This window comes from Paenibacillus aestuarii, from assembly GCF_027789125.1.
Taxonomy (GTDB): domain Bacteria; phylum Bacillota; class Bacilli; order Paenibacillales; family NBRC-103111; genus Paenibacillus_E; species Paenibacillus_E aestuarii.
Map to the genome: position 1 here is coordinate 26142 of NZ_JAQFVF010000071.1, position 20530 is coordinate 46671.

General features: G+C 49.0%; 23 protein-coding genes and 1 riboswitch. Of the genes, 16 read left to right on the forward strand and 7 right to left on the reverse strand.

Translation table 11 applies throughout. From position 1 onward, the window contains the following. Nucleotides 1-183: 183 nt before the first annotated feature. Nucleotides 184-316: riboswitch (SAM riboswitch) on the forward strand. Between the two features lie 87 nt (nucleotides 317-403). Together O9139_RS25190 and O9139_RS25195 are read left to right on the forward strand one after the other, a co-directional pair. Further along, the gene (locus O9139_RS25190) at nucleotides 404-937 is read left to right on the forward strand and encodes a hypothetical protein (RefSeq protein ID WP_270884514.1); all 534 of its coding nucleotides are present in this window, start codon (nucleotides 404-406) and stop codon (nucleotides 935-937) included. A 20-nt stretch (nucleotides 938-957) separates the two neighbouring features. Then, nucleotides 958-1989: an alpha/beta hydrolase family protein gene (locus O9139_RS25195; protein ID WP_270884515.1), complete on the forward strand. Its 1032-nt coding sequence runs from the start codon at nucleotides 958-960 to the stop codon at nucleotides 1987-1989. A 47-nt stretch (nucleotides 1990-2036) separates the two neighbouring features. Here the strand turns inward: O9139_RS25195 and O9139_RS25200 are convergent, their stop codons facing one another. Beyond that, the gene (locus tag O9139_RS25200; protein ID WP_270884516.1) at nucleotides 2037-2588 is read right to left on the reverse strand and encodes a helix-turn-helix domain-containing protein; all 552 of its coding nucleotides are present in this window, start codon (nucleotides 2586-2588) and stop codon (nucleotides 2037-2039) included. 148 nt (nucleotides 2589-2736) lie between these two features. On the opposite strand from O9139_RS25200, the gene O9139_RS25205 reads away from it, so the two are divergent. From O9139_RS25205 to O9139_RS25240, 8 genes are all read left to right on the forward strand, one after another. After that, nucleotides 2737-3141 (forward strand): DoxX family protein, encoded by a 405-nt coding sequence (locus tag O9139_RS25205; RefSeq protein WP_270884517.1) that lies wholly within the window; start codon nucleotides 2737-2739, stop codon nucleotides 3139-3141. Nucleotides 3142-3166: 25 nt separating this feature from the next. Beyond that, complete coding sequence (locus tag O9139_RS25210) at nucleotides 3167-3823, forward strand: alpha/beta hydrolase (RefSeq protein WP_270884518.1); 657 nt, start codon at nucleotides 3167-3169, stop codon at nucleotides 3821-3823. A gap of 8 nt (nucleotides 3824-3831) precedes the next feature. Beyond that, nucleotides 3832-4602, forward strand: coding sequence for a dioxygenase family protein (locus O9139_RS25215; RefSeq protein WP_270884519.1), 771 nt, complete (start codon nucleotides 3832-3834; stop codon nucleotides 4600-4602). A 238-nt stretch (nucleotides 4603-4840) separates the two neighbouring features. Further along, nucleotides 4841-5047: a DUF5808 domain-containing protein gene (locus O9139_RS25220; RefSeq protein ID WP_270884520.1), complete on the forward strand. Its 207-nt coding sequence runs from the start codon at nucleotides 4841-4843 to the stop codon at nucleotides 5045-5047. 225 nt (nucleotides 5048-5272) lie between these two features. After that, nucleotides 5273-6130 carry a MurR/RpiR family transcriptional regulator gene (locus O9139_RS25225; protein WP_456299769.1) on the forward strand — a complete coding sequence of 286 codons (858 nt, stop codon included), beginning with the start codon at nucleotides 5273-5275 and terminating at the stop codon, nucleotides 6128-6130. A 107-nt stretch (nucleotides 6131-6237) separates the two neighbouring features. Continuing rightward, nucleotides 6238-7557: an ABC transporter substrate-binding protein gene (locus O9139_RS25230; protein WP_270884522.1), complete on the forward strand. Its 1320-nt coding sequence runs from the start codon at nucleotides 6238-6240 to the stop codon at nucleotides 7555-7557. Between the two features lie 36 nt (nucleotides 7558-7593). Then, nucleotides 7594-8523, forward strand: a complete 930-nt coding sequence (locus O9139_RS25235) for a carbohydrate ABC transporter permease (protein ID WP_270884523.1) — start codon at nucleotides 7594-7596, stop codon at nucleotides 8521-8523. Nucleotides 8524-8538: 15 nt separating this feature from the next. Further along, nucleotides 8539-9363, forward strand: a complete 825-nt coding sequence (locus tag O9139_RS25240; protein WP_270884524.1) for a carbohydrate ABC transporter permease — start codon at nucleotides 8539-8541, stop codon at nucleotides 9361-9363. 390 nt (nucleotides 9364-9753) lie between these two features. Here O9139_RS25240 and O9139_RS25245 read toward each other — a convergent pair whose 3' ends face one another. The 3 genes from O9139_RS25245 to O9139_RS25255 are packed head-to-tail and all read right to left on the reverse strand — an operon-like array spanning nucleotide 9754 to nucleotide 13822. Next, complete coding sequence (locus tag O9139_RS25245) at nucleotides 9754-11640, reverse strand: ABC transporter ATP-binding protein (RefSeq protein WP_270884525.1); 1887 nt, start codon at nucleotides 11638-11640, stop codon at nucleotides 9754-9756. After that, nucleotides 11624-13375 carry an ABC transporter ATP-binding protein gene (locus tag O9139_RS25250; protein WP_270884526.1) on the reverse strand — a complete coding sequence of 584 codons (1752 nt, stop codon included), beginning with the start codon at nucleotides 13373-13375 and terminating at the stop codon, nucleotides 11624-11626. The genes O9139_RS25245 and O9139_RS25250 overlap by 17 nt, the downstream gene beginning before the upstream one ends. A gap of 30 nt (nucleotides 13376-13405) precedes the next feature. Beyond that, on the reverse strand, nucleotides 13406-13822 hold the full coding sequence (locus tag O9139_RS25255; protein ID WP_270884527.1) for a hypothetical protein: 417 nt from the start codon (nucleotides 13820-13822) through the stop codon (nucleotides 13406-13408). A 248-nt stretch (nucleotides 13823-14070) separates the two neighbouring features. On the opposite strand from O9139_RS25255, the gene O9139_RS25260 reads away from it, so the two are divergent. The 5 genes from O9139_RS25260 to O9139_RS25280 all read left to right on the forward strand — a co-directional run bounded on the left by O9139_RS25260 (nucleotide 14071) and on the right by O9139_RS25280 (nucleotide 17981). After that, on the forward strand, nucleotides 14071-14745 hold the full coding sequence (locus O9139_RS25260; RefSeq protein ID WP_270884528.1) for a response regulator transcription factor: 675 nt from the start codon (nucleotides 14071-14073) through the stop codon (nucleotides 14743-14745). Next, nucleotides 14735-16048 carry a sensor histidine kinase gene (locus O9139_RS25265; protein ID WP_270884529.1) on the forward strand — a complete coding sequence of 438 codons (1314 nt, stop codon included), beginning with the start codon at nucleotides 14735-14737 and terminating at the stop codon, nucleotides 16046-16048. The genes O9139_RS25260 and O9139_RS25265 overlap by 11 nt, the downstream gene beginning before the upstream one ends. Nucleotides 16049-16177: 129 nt before the next feature. Beyond that, the gene (locus O9139_RS25270; protein ID WP_270884530.1) at nucleotides 16178-16654 is read left to right on the forward strand and encodes a hypothetical protein; all 477 of its coding nucleotides are present in this window, start codon (nucleotides 16178-16180) and stop codon (nucleotides 16652-16654) included. 2 nt (nucleotides 16655-16656) lie between these two features. After that, nucleotides 16657-17319: a PspA/IM30 family protein gene (locus tag O9139_RS25275; RefSeq protein ID WP_270884531.1), complete on the forward strand. Its 663-nt coding sequence runs from the start codon at nucleotides 16657-16659 to the stop codon at nucleotides 17317-17319. A gap of 113 nt (nucleotides 17320-17432) precedes the next feature. Then, nucleotides 17433-17981: a hypothetical protein gene (locus O9139_RS25280; protein WP_270884532.1), complete on the forward strand. Its 549-nt coding sequence runs from the start codon at nucleotides 17433-17435 to the stop codon at nucleotides 17979-17981. A gap of 199 nt (nucleotides 17982-18180) precedes the next feature. On the opposite strand, the gene O9139_RS25285 is transcribed toward O9139_RS25280, so the two are convergent. The 3 genes from O9139_RS25285 to O9139_RS25295 all read right to left on the reverse strand — a co-directional run bounded on the left by O9139_RS25285 (nucleotide 18181) and on the right by O9139_RS25295 (nucleotide 19787). Continuing rightward, on the reverse strand, nucleotides 18181-18657 hold the full coding sequence (locus O9139_RS25285; RefSeq protein WP_270884533.1) for a hypothetical protein: 477 nt from the start codon (nucleotides 18655-18657) through the stop codon (nucleotides 18181-18183). Between the two features lie 141 nt (nucleotides 18658-18798). Beyond that, a complete protein-coding gene (locus O9139_RS25290; protein ID WP_270884534.1) occupies nucleotides 18799-19371 on the reverse strand; it encodes a hypothetical protein in 573 nt (190 codons plus the stop codon). 176 nt (nucleotides 19372-19547) lie between these two features. Beyond that, a complete protein-coding gene (locus O9139_RS25295) occupies nucleotides 19548-19787 on the reverse strand; it encodes a hypothetical protein (RefSeq protein WP_270884535.1) in 240 nt (79 codons plus the stop codon). A 342-nt stretch (nucleotides 19788-20129) separates the two neighbouring features. On the opposite strand from O9139_RS25295, the gene O9139_RS25300 reads away from it, so the two are divergent. After that, a complete protein-coding gene (locus O9139_RS25300) occupies nucleotides 20130-20378 on the forward strand; it encodes a hypothetical protein (protein WP_270884536.1) in 249 nt (82 codons plus the stop codon). The last annotated feature ends 152 nt before the right edge of the window (nucleotides 20379-20530 follow it).

Genomic DNA, 20530 nt, shown 5'->3' on the forward strand with positions numbered 1-20530 from the left:
CTTACAAACGTCCATCAGATGATCGCGTTGCCGATCTCGGGTCATTTCCTGACGATTGTCAGGTACCTGGTACCTTACCTGATTATTGACGGATTTGACAGCTGGCAAGCAAAGTTAAAGAGAGCTAGTCTCTTGACAACCTAGCGCATTATAGTATGATGGGAATAACTGAATACGAACGATTTCTTATCAAGAGTAGGTGGAGGGACGAGCCCTGTGAAGCCCGGCAACCGACATTCCTTTGTTTTGGCAGAGGCGTGCACGGTGCTAATTCTTGCGGAGACGCTATGATGAAAGCGAATCTGGGAGATAAGAGTGAGGCTATTACATTGATTTTTTATAACCTTTCTCTGATCCGGAGAAAGGTTTTTTTGTTTTCAGATTGCCATAAGGAGGGCTACACATGCCGATACCCATTCCTGACTATTCACGTTTGCAAGCAACGAAAATACATAAAGCTTTCGCGTATGAATTAAGCGTGCGCCCGCGTCAATCTGCCGTACTTTACTCACAACCATCCGTTTATTTCCAGCCGTGCAAAATTACCCGAATCGAATGTTTCCGATTTGATCGGGAGCTGTCAGCGAGCTTGCTGCGGGGTACCGGGTCTGACGCTATTTGTGGTCTCCTCGTCATTTCGACCCATTCAGGCGCATATGGATTAAAAGGATTTGCGTTCGCATCGTCAACGATGACAACAGATTTTGCTTTATGGGCTTCGCTTTTTCAGCGGATGAAAGGGCTGAGCCTGATCGAGAGCTTGGACTACGTGCAGTCCAAGGAAGAGGCTTGGGGCCCGTTGAGAGCCGAAACGATGGCAGCAGCGGTCATGGATCTAGCCGTGAAGCTCGGACAACCTTCCGGAAACACGGAGCTAAGTGAGCCGCTGGACCGGGCGTATTTATTTGAGCATGCGCAAGCGTACGTGTCATTTTAATAAATGAGGAGGAGTCCTGCATGTGGAACCCGGATCAATATGTCAAGGATCTATTCGGGGGCGTGACGCCCTCTGAGCACTTTCAGGCAACTACACGTCAGGAATGGAGCGCGTGGAGGGAGCGGTTGCGAACGCGATTCGTGTCACTGTTAGGCGGACCTCCGGCGGACAGTCCCAAGCTCGCCCCTGTCGTGCTGGAATCCGAAGATTGCGGTGACTATATGCGCCAGCGGATTCAGATCGAGACCTATCCCGGGCTCCATATGCCGGTCTATGTGCTCGTTCCCCATGAACGCGGAGCGCAAACAGGCGCGGTCATTGCTTGCCACGGCCATGGCTATGGAAGCAAGGATATCGTTGGCCTAACCCCTGACGGAGCGAAGAAGAGCGGGGACAGCGGATATCAAAAAAACTTTGCCGTTGAACTGGCGCGCCGAGGTTATATCACGATTGCGCCGGAATTGCTAGGATTTGGCGACCGCAGGCTGGAGAGTGATGCGCAAGCGGAAGCATCCAGCAGTTGTCATCGCTTGTCGACGTTCCTCTTGGCGATGGGCCAAACGATGGCGGGCTATCGCGTGTTCGAAACGCTGCGCTGTATCGATTATTTGCTGGAGCGCGAGGACGTGGATCCCAATCGGATCGGATGCATGGGGATTTCGGGCGGCGGTTTGGTCTGCTCCTTTGCCGCGGCCATCGATGATCGCATATCCGCAGCGGTCGTCAGCGGCTATACCAATACATTCAAAGATAGCATTTTATCGATTCAACATTGTATAGACAATTATGTGCCAGGCCTCTCGCTCGTCGCGGAAATGCCGGATATCATCGGATTGATCGCGCCTAAACCGCTGCTTGTCGAAGCGGGTACCAGAGACCCGATTTTTCCAGTTAAATCCACCTTGGAGGCGTTCGAGCAGATTCAGCGTGTCTACCAGCTGCTTGGCAAGGAGGACCGGCTGGCACTCGATCTTTTTGATGGGGATCATGAGATCTCAGGCCAAGTGGCTTACGACTGGTTTAACCGGATATGGGATGAACGTGTTCAATAAAAAAAGAGCAGTTCCGAATGCAAACTTTCGGGACTGCTTTTTGTCTTTTACAGAAGATCGCTTCCGCTGTCCGATTCGGTGTAGATCGATATCAACACGATAGCCGTGTCTTCACCCATATTTTTCACCAAATGGGGCGTGCAAGCGTTCCAACTGAAGGAATCCCCCTCACCGAATTCCGCCGCATCTTCCCCTTGCTCGGCATAGATCTTCCCTTGAATGACGACATGCACTTCTTCGCCTTCATGCGCATGGGGCGTATCCCCCGTAGATGTGCCGGGAGGGAACTCGACCAGCCTCATCCGTACGTTCTTCGTGGAGCTCAAGTGCTCCACCTTTAATTGCTCCGATCCGGTTGTCGTTATTTTCCGTTCGTCTTTGCGGACAATGTGCATACGTTCTTCTTTTTTCAAAAGCAAATAGGCCAAAGGAACTTTTAATGCTTGCGCAATGCTCTCCAGCGTTGCGATGGAAGGTGACGTTTTATTCGTTTCGACCTGACTCATGAAGCCTTGAGATAAGCCGGTTTCTTCGCAAATTTGCGCGATGGTAATATTCTTCCGTTTCCGAATCGCGCGGATTGTAGAGCCGATATCCATACGATAGCACCCTTTATAAAATATTAGTAATACAAAAGATAATTACATATTAACAAAAAAATGATTGACACGCTACAGTACAATATAATAAATTACTTGTATAAAATTTATTTTTATATAACTAATATTTCGAAGGAGAATGATACAAATGTCGAAGACAGCCATTGTTTCTATCATTATGCGCGTGCTGATGGGAGCTATCTTTTTATCCCACGGTATCGCCAAACTACAAATGGGACTTGGCAATGTGGATGCATGGTTTAGCTCTATCGGGATACCTGGATTTTTGGCTTATGTCGTGACTATGCTTGAGCTTATCGGGGGCATCCTGATGATTGTGGGCTTGTTTACTCGTTATGTCTCTGCTTTGTTCGTGATTATGCTCATCGGCGCAATTGCTACAGCTAAGCTGTCCGCCGGACTTCTCGGCAATGCGCAAACGCCTGGTTACGAGCTGGAGCTCGGATATATTTTAATCTCGTTGTATCTGGTTGTGGCGAATCCGCCGGCGCTTTCGCTTGACCGTCTTATTATGAACAAGCTCAGCATTTAACTTACAACGAAGGGGGATTCTATAAATGAATCCGGCTTATCTATATGACATTCATTTGCCGGCCCGAATGGATTCGGCCAAGAAATACCCGGTCATCTTTACATTGCATGGCAAAGGCTCGAACGAACACAATATGTTCGGTTTGGTCGCGCCGCTAGCTGACGATTTTATCATTATCGGCATTCGCGGCGATCTGCCGCTCGGCTCGGGTTACCAGTATTACGATTTGAAAAGCTTGGGCAATCCCATTCGGGAACTGTTTGACGAAGCGGTGAAAAAGCTCCAAGCGTTCATTGCATATGCTACGGAGAAGTACCCGATCGATGCGAGCAAGCGCTATTTGCTCGGCTTTAGCCAGGGCGCCATTCTGGCCATGACGCTTGCGCTGACGATGGGAGATCAGCTGAAGGGGATCGTGGCCCTGAACGGGTATGTGCCAGAATTCGTGAAGACGGAATACCCGCTGCGCAGCGTGAAGGACGTGTCGATATTTATTTCCCATGGCGAGTACGATTCCATCTTCCCCATTCGCATCGGGCACGAGAATGCGTCCTATTTCCAAGATCTTGCTCCATCCCTGACATTTAAGTTATATCCGACTGACCACGGCGTATCGGAAGACAACCAGCATGATGTTCTGAACTGGCTTCAGCAAGATGCCGGATTAATGAATAAGGAGTGAGCTGTTTTATGATGCCATCATATTTCTTTGCGCATGGCGCGCCATCAATCGTACTTGAAGACAATGCTTACACCCAATTATTGAAAAAATTCAAAGAGCAAACCCCTAAACCGAAAGCGATCGTGCTTTTTTCCGCCCACTGGGAAGAGAAGGTGCAAGCGATCGGCGCTGCGGAAACGTTTGAGACGATCTATGACTTCGGCGGTTTTCAGGACGAGCTGTATCAGATGACTTACCCGGCTGCAAGCGACCGTGCGCTGAGCGGGCTCGTTCAATCGCTATTTGCAAAGCACGGCATTCAAAGTGTAATCAATGAGAAGCGGGGACTCGACCATGGGGCCTGGGCGGTGCTGAAGCTGTTGTACCCGGATGCGGATATTCCGGTGATCGCGTTATCCGTGAACCGCTATTTGTCCAACGAGCAGCAGTATCAAATCGGTCAGGCGTTAGGGGAGCTTCGCGAGCAGGATGTGCTGATTATCGGCAGCGGCGGAACCGTCCACAATTTAAGGAAATTGAATTGGCGCTCGCAAGGAGTCGACGAGTGGGCGGAGCAGTTCGACAACTGGCTCCAGAATAAGCTCGAGTCTTGGGATACAGAAGCTTTGTTCCAATATCATGAACAAGCGCCTTATGCGCAGGAGGCGGTGCCGACGAGCGAGCATTTTATCCCGCTGCTGCTTGCGATGGGATCCGGCGACGCCAATCGGCAGGCCAAGCTGGTTCATCGCAGTTACCAGTATGGCAACTTGAGCTTAAGCTGTTGGCAATTTAATTAAAAGGGCCCCAACCGGCTGATGCTGGTTGGGGTATTTTTACGAGCGACTTTAATCTCGTTGATAATACTTATAACAAACTGTGTGTTAGTCGTTAAAACCATCGGTTTTGTTCTCATGACTGACTTCCCCCTTTCCTGCTAATATAGAAAAAAAGCACTTGCTCATCCCCTGGACAAGGATAAGAAAGTGATGTGATGTGGCATATACGATGGTTGCGATTGAAAGGGGAACAAGGAAGATGGCAAAAAGAAGATGGACAAACGAAGAAGTCGATGCATACAGAAAAACGCACGGCGCACTTTTCTACTACAATAAAGAGGATGCCAATGTGTTTGTCCCCAAAACGTTTGGTTTTGGATTTACGCTGAATTGGGCCCATCCGCTCTCGTGGGTGACGATCTTGGTCATTATTGGCGTGATTGTATCGCGGGTCATGTTCAAGTAGATTAAATCAGGCAAACACGCCGCTAGGGCAGCCGCCGGCTCGCCGAAAGCGGCTTTTCTGCCTTAGCGCGCTGCACAAACATACACGGCGCTGTGCGGCAAAATGACAAGGTTATTGGCTCTCGAAACAAAATTTCAATAACATCTTTACGGTTTGAAATTTTATTCCTATAATAAGAATATACATAAGAGTTTTGCTACTGATCAATCACAAAGGATGAATGCGATGCTAAAAGGTGGATTAGTTGGTATCCAAACAGCTATGGGCAGTTTGACGCCTATGGAACGTAAGGTAGCGGAATACATATTACAGCATCCGGAAAAGGTCGTAGGGCTATCCGTACAGAAGCTCGCGGAATATGCGGAAGTGAGTGAAGCGACGATTGTGAGGTTATCGCGAACGCTCCATTGTAAGGGTTTTCAGGAATTAAAACTGAGAATTGCCGGCGACTTATCGCATACGCTGCAGTCGACGGAGACGTACCAGGAAATCCGGACAGACGGATCCACGCGACATCTCATCGAATCGGTGTCCCACAACAATATCGTTTCGATCCAGGATACTTTGTCCTTGCTGTCTCCTGAGAGTGTCGAAAAAGCGATTGCTGCTCTGAGCGCAGCACGGAAGGTCGGTTTGTTCGGTATCGGAGCATCGGCTATGATCGCCGAGGATTTCAAGCAGAAGCTATCCCGGATTAACCGTTGGTGCGAGATCGGCGCCGGGTTTGACGCGCAAGCGACGATTGCCGCCAACTTGCTGCCCGGCGATGTCGTCTTCGGGATCTCCTACTCCGGACAGACGGAAGATATGATCCGCTCGCTGGAGATCGCCAAGCACAATGGCGCCGTCGTCATTACGCTGACGCGTTTCGGTTCGAATCCTGTCGCGGAGCTGGCCGACATTCAGCTTTTTACGAGTACGCTGGAGAAAAGTATTCGCAGCGGCGCGATGGCATCCCGGATCGCCCAGTTGAATGTGATCGATATTTTGTATATCGGCATTGCCGGCAATCACTACGAAGAAAGCGTGCAATCTTTAGAGAATACAAGACAGGCGGTTAAGGCTGGAAAACGGAACGGATAACGACGTGTTGTAACCGCTTACGATTTCGATTAGAGCTCCAAGTGGTTTGGCCCTCATGTCACGCATGAGGTTAAACATAGATGCAATTATTAAAGGGAGGCTATTCAATGAAACGTGTATTTAGTGGGGCATTAGTAACGATGATTGCTGCAACATCCATGCTGGCTGGTTGCAGCAGCAGCACCAATAACAGTGCAAGTTCCGCGCAACCGGCAGCTACTTCTGCCAGTGCAGCACCAGCACAAACTACAGCTGCACAGGAGAAGGTAAAACTGACAATCGGCAGCTGGCGTACGGAGGATACCGAAGCTTACGCGAAAATCATTGCTGAATTCAAGAAGACGAACCCGAACATTGATCTTGAATTTAAACCGACCAAAAACACGGAATACAACACGTCCTTGAATACAGCGCTGCAAAGCGGCAGCGGTCCTGACATTATTCATCTGCGTCCTTATGCGGCTGGCGCAGCGCTCGCCGATGCCGGTTATCTGGAGCCGCTGGATAGCGTGAAGGGTATGGACACTTTCTCCAAGGACACGTTGTTGGCTGCAACTGGCAGCAATGGCAAAGTGTACGGGGTGCCAACCGTATTCAGTTCCACGCAAATTTTTTACAACAAGAAAATTTTCCAAAAATATAACCTGCAAGAGCCTAAGACATGGGATGAGCTGATCAAAACAGCGGATACGCTGAAGCAAAATAAAGTGACGCCATTCGCTTTCGGTTCCAAGGAAGGCTGGATTCTTTCGCTGACCCAGGGAGCGCTTGCGCCGTCTGTCTATGGAACGGATTTCATCAAGAAAATTTTGAGCGGCGACGCTAATTTCAAGAGCCCTGAATTCGTGAGCTCGATCAAACAAATGAAAGATTTGGTGCCATATTTCCCTGACAACTACGTAGGTATCGGCATGGATGACATGCGCAATATGTTCGTGACCGAGCAGGCAGCCATGATGGTCATGGGTGATTGGGAGTACGCGGTCATGAAGAAAGCGAACCCTGATCTGCAGATGGATGTGTTCCCGGTTCCTCCGGTAAAAGCGGACGGCAAGCCAACAGTGACAACTTGGGTTGACGGATCGTTTGCCGTGAACGCCAAATCCGCACATAAGCAGGAAGCTCTCAAATTCATGGAGTTTTTGACAACAAAAGCATTCGGTATCGTTGCCGTGAATGAATTGCAAAAACCTAGCACCATCCCTGGCATTCAGGCGAATGACCCGCTCGTCGCCAAAATCACAAAAAATGCAGACTCCATCTCCACGCCTTACGCAGCCGTTGTTTATTTTAGCGCCGGCAATCCGACGACCAAAGTTACGCTGGAGAACTCGCTGCAAGGGATGTATTTGAACAAATTGACACCGGAGCAAGTCGCGGAAGAAGTACAGAAGAGCGCAGACACTTGGTTCAAGCCTAAGAAATAATAAATCCGTAATGAAGCAAGAAAGAGGTGTGGGGGCATGAATAACACGGCCAAAACGCCCGGGTGGAAAAAGGGAGCAGTTCATCTGTTCCCGATTCCTGCCCTCGCAGTTTATATCATGTTCGTGATCTATCCGATTGCTGCGGCGTTTGGATACAGCTTTTACGATTGGAAGGGTCTCGTTCGCGGCGATTTTATCGGGCTCGGCAATTTCGTAAGCCTGTTCACCAAAGAACCGTTCAATCATTTGTTCTGGAACGCTTTCGGACATAATCTTTATTATTTTCTAGTTGAAATGGTTGTGCAGAACGTACTCGCTTTCCTATTAGCTTATTTAATTTTCAGCAAGCTGAAAGGCTCAGGCTTTTTGAAAATGGCTTACTTTTTACCGCGCTTGCTTTCGGTTATCGTTGTTGGATTTTTATGGAAATTGATGCTCAATCCGAATAATGGCGTAGTCAATGTGTTGTTTAAAAAGCTGGGGCTTGTGTCCTGGGCGAAGCCTTGGCTCGGCGATCCGGCTACGGCGCTCACCTCGATCACCCTGGTGAACAGCTGGTTCGGCATCGGGTTCTCCATGCTGATTTTCCTCGCAGGACTTCAAGCGATTTCGACGGAAGTCATTGAAGCAGCCCGGATTGACGGGGTCAAAGGCTTCCGCCTGATTCGCTCGATCATCCTGCCGATGATGAGTCAATCGCTGATCATTATTACCGTGTTTACGTTTATCCACGCGTTCGAAGCGTTTGAGCTCGTATATGCCATGGAAGGATCGCAAGGGGAGCCATACAATGCGACAGATACGCTTGCGGTGTTCTTCTACCGCATCGCCTTCGGCGGTTCGTCTGGCGGCGACTCGGTTGCGCTAGGGTTAGGTTCGGCTTTGGCTGTCGTCCTGTTTATCATCATTGCTACCATATCGGCTTTGTTCCTGTATTTTACGCGGAACCAGTCGGCACAACATTAGGGGAGGAGGCCAAGCATGAAAACCAGCAAATCTTTTCGAGGGCTTCAGTACGCATGGGCATACATAGGAGCACTGGTCAGTTTGTATCCGATTTTCCTGATGCTGACCTCCTCCTTGAAGACGAATATCCAAATTTTGAAAAACCCTTTGTCACTGCCGGTCTCGATGTCCTTTGCAGCTTATAACAAGCTGCTGCAGCAAATCCCGTTCGGCACATATTTTTGGAACAGCGTGTTTGTCAGTATTGTTTCGGTTGTTTTGATTTTGCTATTTGCCGTGATGGCGTCCTTTTATATCGCGAGATATCCGTTCCGGTGGAACGCGGCGCTGTTCTTTTTCTTTCTGCTTGGCATGATGATTCCGCTTAAGCTGGGTATCGTGCCGTTGTTTCTGCTGATGAAAAAAATCGGGCTGCTGAACAGTCTCTGGTCGTTGATCAGTGTGTACACGGCGATCGGGCTTCCGCTGGCTGTGCTGATTTTAACCGGCTTTTTCCGCACCTTGCCAAGAGAACTGGAAGAGGCGGCGCGCATCGACGGCGCTTCCGATTTCGGCGTGATGTGGCATGTGCTTGTGCCGCTGATCCGGCCTGCGCTGGGCACGGTCATGATTATGAATTTCATTACCGCCTGGAATGATTTCTTCTTTCCGCTTATCTTTGTGCAGGACGATCTGAAAAAGACGATCCCTGTGGGCATGCTTTCGCTGTTCGGCCAGTATTCGACCGATCTGAGCATGCTGTTCGCCGGGCTGACGCTGTCCTCGCTGCCGATGATCGTCTTGTTCTTCATGGCCTCGAAGCAGTTCATGGACGGCATGACGGCGGGCGCCGTGAAGTAGCCCGGCGGGCGAGCAGAACAGGGGATAGCGGAAGGGCTCTTCCGCCATTCGTCAGTGTGAGCCGCGCTAGGCGTGCTAGTGGCGCAAGGAAAAGGCTGTCCTAGGTCATCGTGGATGACTGCGGACAGCCTTTTTTCGTATCCTGCAAAAACGGAAGAATAATTGCACATAAATCACCGATTTCCCTTAACAGGGAGGGAAATCATGCCAGATTGCAGGGTAAGCAGCGTCTCCCTCTACTTGATACCTGAAGTAGAATAGTTTTTGATGGCGAGGGAAGCGGTGAAGAACGAGCGCATCTATGTCATGTTGGTAAAAGGTAAAAAAGACAACCCACGATGGAATTTATTATTCCTTTCGTGGGTTATTGTTTGGGGTTCACAAGCCGGTTTAGCCGGTTTCACCCGCGCTGGCGCTTGCGGATTTCTGGAACTGGCTTGTATACAAGTTATAATAGAAGCCTTGGGCAGCGAGCAGTTGGCGGTGTGTCCCTTGCTCGATGATTTGTCCGCCACTCAGCACGAGGATGAGATCAGCATCGCGAATCGTGCTTAAGCGGTGCGCGATAATGAAACTCGTACGTCCTTTCATTAAAGTTTTCATAGCGTCCTGGATATGCATCTCTGTTCGCGTATCAATGCTGCTCGTCGCCTCATCCAGAATAAGGATCTCTGGATCAGCCAGGATGGTTCTGGCAATCGTCAGCAGCTGACGCTGACCATGGCTTAAGTTGCTGCCTTCCGCTGTCAGGATAGTATCGTAGCCGTGCGGCAGCCTTTTGATGAAACTGTCAGCATTAGCCAGCTTGGCTGCTGCTTCGACTTCCTCATCCGTAGCTTCCAAGCGGCCGTATCGGATGTTCTCGCGAATGCTGCCGGAGAACACGTAGGCATCCTGCAAAACCATGCCCAGCTTGCTGCGCAGGCGGTTCTTCTCGATCTGTGTGATGTTGACGCCGTCAATCGTAATCGCTCCGGCATGAATGTCATAGAAGCGTGTTAATAGATTGACGATCGTGGTTTTGCCAGCGCCTGTGGGTCCAACCAGGGCAATTTGATCACCGGGTTTGGCTGTGAAGGAAACCTGCTTCAAGATCGGAGATTCTGCTGAGTATCCGAAGGAAACATCATGGAAAACGACTTCGCCTTGTACGCTTCGAACGGCAGGCGTTGTCTGTTCTTTGCGATACTCGGTGTCCATATCCAATAATTCAAAAACACGCTCGGCACCGGCGATGGCGGACTGAATCAGGTTATATTGGTTGGCCAACTCGTTGATCGGGCGATTCAATTGTCTGGAATAATTTAATAGACTGACGATAACTCCGATTGTCGTCCAATCGTGGAAGGCCATCCACCCGCCGACCGCACTAATAAGCGCAAAGCTCAAGTTATTTACGAAGTTCATCGTCGGCCCGACCATGCCGGAAACGATTTGCGCTTTAATTCCGGCCCGGTTCAGCTTGCCGTTAATGTCTTGGAACTGCTGGACAGTTACGGCTTCCCGGCGGAATGCTTTAACAACTTTTTGCCCGCTCACCGTTTCTTCAATAAAACCGTTCAAAGCCCCGAGCTCTTGCTGCTGCTCTTTAAAAGCAATGCGGCTTAAGCTCGTAATCTTGGAGGTCGCCATCCACATCAGCGGGATGCATAGGAGACTGACGACGGTCAGGATCAAATTCAGCCGCAGCATCATCACGAGCGAGCCGACAATCGTAATGAGACTGGTCAGCAATTGAATCACCGTTTGATTCAAGGAATTGGACACATTCTCAATATCGTTCGTGGCCCTGCTCATTAGCTCGCCATGCGGGCGGCTGTCAAAAACTTGCAAGGGCAGCTGCTGAAATTTCTCGAACACATCGTGCCGCAGCGTCTGCAGTGTCCGTCCGGACAGGCCATTCATCACGAAAGATTGCACCCAGGCAATGAGGCTGCCCAAGAGATAAAAGCCGAGCATGAATAAGCATAGTTGGACAAGGCCGGGGTAGTCGTGTGGAATCAAGTAATCATCGACGGCTTTGCCCATCAAATAAGGGCTGACAAGTCCGATAACGGAGCCCAGTACCGTGAGGAGTGCGACGATGAGCAGGCCGGCCCGCTGCCGGTACAGGTAGCTCCATAATCTTCTGACAGTGGCGTACGTGTTGCGGGGCTTCACCTTGGGGCCGACGAACCTGCCGGCGGCTCCGGGAGTGCCTTGTCCGCCTGGTCCGCTGAGAGCCGGTGGACCAGCTGCCCCCCCGGGACTTTGCGTTTGATTAGCGTGCGCTGACATCGGACAGCTCCTCCTCTCTCCATTGAGAGCGGTAAATGTCTTGATAGATTGGACTGCTCTTCAGCAGCTCGCCATGCTTACCTTCGGCCACGATTCGTCCCTGCTCCAGGACAAGGATTTTATCCGCGTCCATGACTGAGGAAATCCGCTGCGCAATGATGAGGTTCGTGCTCATCTTCATCAGCTCTCGCAGCGCAATCTGAATCCGCGACTCCGTGCCAAGATCCAGGGCGCTGGTGCTATCGTCGAGGATTAATATTTTCGGCTGCATGAGAAGCGCTCTGGCAATGGCAATCCGCTGCTTCTGGCCGCCGGATAGGTTCACGCCTCTTTGACCGAGGTAGGTGTCATAGCCGTCCGGCAATTGCATAATGAACGGATGTGCTTCCGCCGCCTTGGCAGCAGCCTCGACTTCCTCCTGTGTAGCCTCGGGCCGCCCGAAGCGGATGTTATCCCGCACTTTGCCGCTGAACAAAATCGTCTGCTGCATCACGATGGCGATCCGGCTTCGCAGCTGATCCAGCGGAATGTGCCGCACGTCCGTTCCGTCGATCCGCACGATCCCCTTGCTTACATCGTAGAAGCGGGGGATCAGATGCACGAGAGAGGATTTCCCCGTCCCGGTCGCCCCCAGAATGGCGATTGTCTGGCCGGGCTCGGCGTGAAAGCTAAGATCCTGCAGCACCATATCCTCTTGTGAACTGCCGTAGCCAAAGGAAACCTGCTCAAAGATCAGCTGGCCTGAATGGACAGCGTGCTCTGGAGCTGGGGCAAGCTTCTTTGTATCTTCAATTTCGGGATTCATAGCCAGTACTTGCTGTATTCGGTCTGCCGATGCCCTCGCGCGCGGGATGAATGACAGCATATTGCCGAGCATCAGCATCGAAAAGAGCAATTGTGTCAAATAGTTGGTAAAAGCGACCAGCTCCCCGACGGTGAGGCCTCCGGTCCATGTCCACGGGCCGCCGTACCAGAGCACGGCTACAATACTGACATTCATGATCAGCATCATGAGCGGTAAGTTTAAAGCCAGAATTCGGGCAGCTTTGATCGAGGTATCGGTGTAGCTTTCATTCGCCTCGGCAAAACGTCCGCGTTCGAAGTTCGCCCGAACAAACGCTTTGACGACCCGGATGCCGGATAAATTTTCTTGCAGCACGGTATTCACCCGGTCCAGTTTCGCCTGAACATTCGCATAGAGTGGGAAGGAAAGTCGGATTAACGTAAGCAAAACGAGAAAAAGCGCAGGAACTGCAAAGGCCAGGATGAGGGTAAGCCGAAGGCTGATCATCATGGCCATGATCAGGCTGCCGGTGACGAGCAGCGGGGCGCGAATCGTTCGCAGGTTCATCTGCACAAGGGTTTGCACCTGCGTCACGTCATTGGTTAAGCGGGTAATCAGGGAACCCGTGTTGATTTGATCCAGCTGCCGGGAGGACAGGGTCTGCACCTTTTGAAAAATGCCGCTGCGCAGATCCGTTCCGAAGTTCTGGGAAGCTCGCGTGGAATAAATGGCGCAGCCGACACCGCCGAGCAAGCCGAGGAGCGCGACCCCGATCATCTGCAGGCCCGTATGTTGGATGAGCGGCAGATTGCCTTGCATGATGCCGTCGTTGACGATATGCGCCATCAGCTTCGGTTGAAGCAAATCCATATACACTTCAAGCACCATCAACAATGGCGCGAATAGGGCAGATCTCCAGTAAGGCTGTAGATACGATCTTAATTGCCACATGCCGTCTCATCTCCATTGTGTCAGATTTGCTTAAGCCCCCGGTGAATTCGCTTGGGAGCCTTGCTCGTCTTCGTGCGGCTGTCCCTGCTCATGCACCTGGTCTTGCTCCTGCTCTGAGGACAGTTCTCGCAGCTCGAACGTATAGATAAACTCTTGAATGATTGTGTCCACAGCTTTCAATTCACCGCTGATCACCTGTTTGATCGCCTCGAATTCAGGCTGGTATAGCTGCTGCTGTAAAGTCGAGCGCTTGACATTCAGCTTCTCCAGGAAAGCGATGGCTCTGCCTCGGCGGAACGTTTGCGCGCTCTGGAAGCGCTGCTCAGAACCTTCCTTGAACTTGTGTTTGTCAGCTTTGTCATGCCGCCGGTGTTCCCGATGTTCTCCGTGACCGCGATGTCCGTGGTGCTCTTTATGTTCTTTATGCTCATGTCTGCCTTCACGCATGGATGTATCCTCCTTGTTTTTGTTTTGTATACATATGTATACGTTACTATCTGAATACAAATGTATACGATTTCCAAGACGTTCGTCAACCATGTTTTGACGCGATGGAGGAAAAGAGTACGATGAATAGAGGAGGATGGGCTTGGCAACGATTGGAAGTGTGCCGGTGTTTTTTATCCTTTTTACCGTACTTTAACTTTCATGAACTATACTAAGCTATCTTTCTAAGCTCGGGGAGGTGAAGACAGATGAACATTCTGCTTGCAGAAGATGATCTGAAACTGGGGAAATTAGTGAAATATGTGCTGGAGAAAAAGGGTAATTATCATGTGGATTGGGTGGAAAATGGGCAAGATGCGCTTGAATTTGCCAATGCGGCTTCCTATGATGTGTTGATTCTAGATTGGATGATGCCGCTGCTGGATGGGATCGAAGTGTCAAAACGGTTAAGAGCGGCAAGCTATAGCCAGGCTATCCTCCTGCTGACAGCCAAAGATTCCTTACAAGATAAAATACTCGGCTTGGACGCAGGGGCGGATGACTATTTGACGAAGCCGTTTGAAATGGATGAACTGCTCGCCCGCCTTCGTTCGCTCACAAGGCGAAATTATGCGCCTCTTCAAGCCGATGTCGTGACATTTGGCGAGTTTGTGTTGAACCGGACGTCCCATCAGCTTTTCAAACGGTCAGAGGAAGTTGTGCTCTCCCAGCGCGAATACCAGCTCCTGGATCTGCTCGTCCAGAACACGGGGCATGTGCTGTCTCGGGAAGTGATTTTGGACCGCGTATGGGGAATCGGCAATGATGTATCCTATAAGAACGTGGATGTGACGGTTAAAATGCTGCGCACAAAATTGGAGGACGCTGGAGGGAACCCAATGATTCATAGTGTCCGGGGAGTTGGATACCGCTTTGCGAAATAAAGCAGCGACAAAGAAAGACCTATTTGTACAAACACAAAAAAAACTCACCCTTACCTATACGGGACTGATTATTCTTTTATTGGTGCTATTCTCAGCCATCGTGTTTGGCCTTATGCTCGGTGTGGTCTACAAGGAGCAGAGGGCGAATTTGCAAGCGGCGATGTATGCCACAGAGAACGGGAATCTGGTTATTCCCGACTTGACGGATTCAAGCGGCAGCGGGCTATTTTTCTATTATGTTCTGGATGAAAATGGAGCTTTTGTCGCGGGCAGTGAAGCGATTCCGATGACTCGAACAATGAATTTGCGAGAGATGTCTGAGTGGCAACCGCAGCGTGAAGCTTACCGGTTAAGCTGGATTCGCCAGCCTCACCATCATGAGCGGGAAGTACACGGCCCTAAGCGGGAGGATATACTCCTTTTTGTGGGAGCGCGTCCGTTTACGACCAAGGATGGGAAGATAGAGACGATTTATGCGGCTCAAGATCTGACGTTTTATTTTGAAGTGCTGCAAATTCTGTTCTGGGTGTTTCTCACCATAATCGTTCTCTTTCTCATCGTTGCCGTTTGGTTCAGCTATAAAATGTCCAAAAAAGCGATGATTCCCATTCAAAAAGCTTATCAGCAGCAGCAGCAATTTTTGGCTGATGCTTCCCATGAGCTGCGAACACCGCTGAGCGTCATGAATACTTCCTTTGAGGTCATTGAGCTCGAGCATGGGGAAGACCTATCTCCGTACAGTAAAGAAGTTTTGTCAGATATGAAAGAGGAAGTAGGGCGAATGAGCCGGATGGTGCAGCACCTGCTATTGTTAGCCCGCTCTGACTCCGGCACGGCCGAGATTGAGCTGGCTGCATTTGATTTAGCGCCAAAGGTGCGCCAGTGGGTGCAATCCTTTGAAGCCTTGGCCAGCAAGAAGCAGATCTCGGTAAGGGCAGAACTCCCCGATACGCTGACGGTTACAGGGGATGCCGAGCGCATCAAGCAGGTCGTCTATATTTTATTGGACAATGCGATCAAATACACGCCAGAAGATGGAACTATTGCAGTTGCCCTGGACAGGGAGGCGAAGCAATGGTCGTTATCGGTTCGTGACACCGGCATCGGGATTCCTGCAGATGATGTTCCGCGCATTTTTGATCGCTTCTATCGGGTGGAGAAGCACCGCTCAAGAGCGGAAGGAAGCGCAGGACTTGGCTTGTCGATTGCCAAGTGGATCGTCAAGGCGCATCGCGGATCGCTCGAAGTTGTCAGTGTTGTAGGTGAAGGCAGCACCTTTATTGTAAGAATACCCTATGCCTAAATTTGTGCCCTTTCTTCGTCGATTGCGAAGGGAGGGTGTTTTTTTTGGGCATTTACCGTACTTTTACTTTTCATCGGTATAGTGATCGGTGTAAGCAAGATAGAAACAGGACGAAAGGATGGAAGAAACATGAGAATCAGATCCGAGAAACGTTGGATCAAGAGATGGATCATTGCCGCGCTGATTGTTGCTGTTATTGGTATTGGTGCAGGAGTAGCGGCTAAAGAGATGGGCGGATCCAGGTACGAGCAGGCGTTTCAACATGCCAGACAAGCTGTAGGCTCGTACACAGGGCTCATCTTGACGGAGAAGGAGAACCAACATCAAACGCTGGAACGGCCGGGTAGCTCCCATGAACGGGGAGGCAGACATGAAGGCGGCGGGTTTGGCGGTCACGATATGGCGGGAGCTGGAGTGGCAGCTGCTGGTGTTGTACTCGGTGGCGCAGCGCTTTATTGGGTATGGAAGCGAAGAAAGAAAGCGATTGGCGTTACGGCTGTGCAGGGAGCTAACATGGCTTCTGCAGCGGCGCTGCTTCCTTCGACAGCTGATTATCTGGATCAATGGGAACAACAACATACAACGAATACCAAAGGAGTCGAGTGAATATGGGGATTTTTGGTCGAATTAAACATGTCGTTTTAGCTGAAACTAATGGGTGGTTGGATCGAATCGAGCGGCCGATCGATATGGTCGATCAATATCTACGTTCGTTTAATCAAGAGTTGTCGAAAGCGCAAAGGGCTCTGGCGAATCAATTATTTATTGAAAAAAGACAAGCTGCGCTCGTTGCCGAAACCGAGGCAGTTATTGTTAAAAGAGCGCGCCAAGCCAAATTGGCGGTGGAACGTGGCGAAGATCATATCGCGAAGCTGGCTTTGCAGGAAAAAATCCTGGAAGAGGGCAAATTGGCGGCTTATCAAGCGCAATATGAAACGATCAAGAATCAGACGGCATCTTTGGAAGAGAAGATTGAACAACTGCGCGTAAAAGCTGAAGAATTCAATCACCGTCGGCTGCTGCTCGCTTCCCGGGCTAATATTGCAGGCTCCATGAAACAGTTGAATCAGATGGCGATTTCTTTTCAGACAGAGCCAACCTCGCAGGGGTTTGCGCGAGCGGAAGAGCAGGTATTGATGATGGAAGCGGAAGTCGAGGCGCTGGCTCATTTCACCGCCCCATCCAAGCGAACGGCGCCGCAATATTTGGATCCGCGTCTGAAGGACGATATTGAGCTAGCCTTGGCTGAATTGAAACGACCGACTGTGTAACATCACGAGTAGGAGCATGCTGAAGAGCCGGTAAACACATGGATGATGCGGATTCCTTGTGTTTACCTTGCTTTTTTTGTCGTGTAAACCTAGGTCAAAAGGGGGAAAAGAACATGAGTGTCAGGGAAGGGACGGTCACTCCATCAACATGGATCCCCAAGAAGGATCGTGTTTGGGTAATTGCAGCAGCGGTGGTCGCTGTGCTATTGGTGCTTTGGCAGTTGAAGGGGCTTCTGCAGCTCTCTTCGGCGGCTTTGCACAGCCGGCAATTCGAGCGAACCTTTAAAGGCTTTGGCTCCAATGCCCGGATTGCTTTATTTTTTGTGCTAGCTAATTACGTGTTGCTGCTAGTTATGAAACTGCGGGTGTGGGATGGATTAAGTACGGTGAAAAAATGGATAGCGCAACTGCTGCGTTTAGCCCGCAGATGGCATACGCCGATGGCGATTATCGCGATTGCTTTTATCCTTTTGCATACCGTGGCTGTGTTTATGTACGGGTTCAAATGGGATTTCAACAACATTAGCGGATTGCTCGCCTTGCTAGTGCTGCTGCCAGTACCTGTATCAGGACTGTTTCGCTACAGGAGACTAGACCGGAAGTGGCATCTGCGCACGGGCGTGGCATTTGCTGTTTTGTTTTTGATCCATGCGTTTTTGTGAATGGATGGTTGGGGGGAGCGCTTGGGGCGTGTGCGCGGGCGGTGCAGGGTAGCGAGTTGGGTAGCGGATGTGCCCGACTTGACGAGCGCTGAGCAGTTTCGCGCCCAGCGCAACGCGCAATGTATAATGGATCCGATCTTCCCCTACAATTTAGTTTCTTGATCTTGGCAAGATGCACGCAATACGGACATCACCATGCTCATTTTGAATTGTTGTATACAGGAGTTTTAGATTCTTTAGGAGGAATTATCTCAGCATCTCCGGGTTTTGCTAATACTATATACCATTTATCTCCGGTTAACCGTGTGGAAAAAGGTACATTTTCGTATATATTTCCATCTTGTGTATAGTTAACGAAAAACTTGTAATTTGCATCATCAATTTTTTGGGATTTTGTAATACTAATACCGGATATTTTTACTGAATTAATGCTATTAGAAAAAATTTCTCTATCAGGTAAATTTGATGTATCAAGCATTTGATATGCTTCATCTATCTTTTTTTCTGATACTGCAGTTAAGTAATTATTAACTAAATTTTCAGCTTGAATTTGTTGAGTGGTAGTCTGGTTAGTGTGTTGATTTTCACTTTTTTTAATAGACTTGCTACTACAACCAGTTATGCACAATACGATACAAATTAATAGGAACATATATCCAGTTCTAAATCTTTTCATGATTACCTCCTTGATGTCTATCATTGAAGATTATTTACTATTTACTAATCATATTTTTGTAATCTTGTGCTTTTGAAATGAAAAAGCAACATCAGAGCTTAATCACTGAGGCTGCTTTCTGTAACGCAAATAGTTATTTTCTTAATTTTGGGCGTATACAGTAATGTGCCCTGAAATGGTATACGAGTCACCTGAGCCTGTATTTATTAATGCTTTATAAGAGCCTGTACCTACACCACTCCAAATATAAACATATGTAGAGTCAGTTGATGTCGACGGGTAGGAAGCGGTTGTTTTTTTGTCAGTATATGCGGCACTCCAGTCACTGAATTTATAAGGAGTAATATAATAGGTACCGCTAGTAGAGGTGGTATCTCTATGTGCATAAGAATTTATTTGAAGATCGCCGCCATCGGACAAAAATGCACCACTATATACACCTACTGAATTTAAACCAGAAAAATTACCTTGCGTCCCTGAATTTCCATAAATCGCATGTTGTGCTATAAAGGGAGTGATCGCAGGTAGGGGGGTTGCATAATCAATTTTTCCTGACTCCACGTCTTCCCTGACCTTTCGTACTAAAATATCATCACTATTAGCTTGTGTAAAAGAATTGTCCTGCGAAATTTTAGCAGCAGTGGCTGGTAGGGCTGTAGATAGAATAAAAGCGGATGTTAATAGTAGAGAAACTATAACTTTTTTTGATTTCATTTTACTCTCTCCTATAATTTTATTTAATTCTTCTTGAGTCACTAGTAAACTGGAAGAATTATGTATAATATAACATATAATTCTAGTTAATTAAACCTATATTTGGAAATTTGTCAAAAAAATAAAAGAGAAGGTATAATCCTACTCTTTTATTTGTAAAAAATTAATTTCAACTTTTATTTATTACTTGGCTTGATAGTAGGTTTTGCATATTGAATATCACCATTGATAACCGCTTTATTGACGGTTATAACGTTTTCATCTCCTGGTTTTGCTGGAGTAAATTCTTGATCTTGTTGAATTTTAGCAGGATTATATTCTTTGTCGATACGAGAAGCAATAATTTTGTCGTCCAATAAGATTGTTGAAATAATAACCACTGTAAGTATTGTCAAGATAAGCAAGAACTTTTTCACTTTATCACCTCCTTTTTTCAGCAAATTATGATTCGTTAAATTATGTATTTATTTGTGATCTTAAAAGCATTGCAAACTGGTGCAGCATTTTTTATATCCGATGGGTAAAATTCATTTTTTTCAGTATTTACCATATATCGAATTAGACGTCCATTAAAAGTAAAATGTTCATATAACATGTAAAAAAACATATTCTCTAAGGCATAGCGTGTAAAAATACGACGGATGCGTTGATGCGTACGTCAGGATCTGTGAAGAGGCCCATGCAATTACGCATGGGCCTACTTGATTTTGGGGCGCGCGATTTCACCCAATTGCAGCGGCAGTTTCGCTGGCTAGAGGGTGAAAACGGGCTGTAGTCCGGATAATTCGGACTACAGCTCGCTTAAGCGCGCGCGAAGCTGCTGCAATTGGGCATTTCCGAACTGCAGCCAGCTGGCCGCCGAATGGGCTTCCGCCCGCACACCGCTCCCCGTACACTTCCGCACCAGCGCAGTGCTGCAGTCCGGTTTAGCCCAATTGCGGCGGGGCTCGAAGCGCAGGCACGCGCTGCAGTCCGATTTCACCCAATTGCAGCGGCAGTTTCGCTGACTAGAGGGTGAAAACGGGCTGTAGTCCGGATAATTCGGACTACAGCCCGCTTAAGCACGCGCGAAGCTGCTGCAATTGGGCATTTCCGAACTGCAGCCAGCTGGCCGCCGAATGGGCTTCCGCCCGCACACCGCTCCCCGTACACTTCCGCA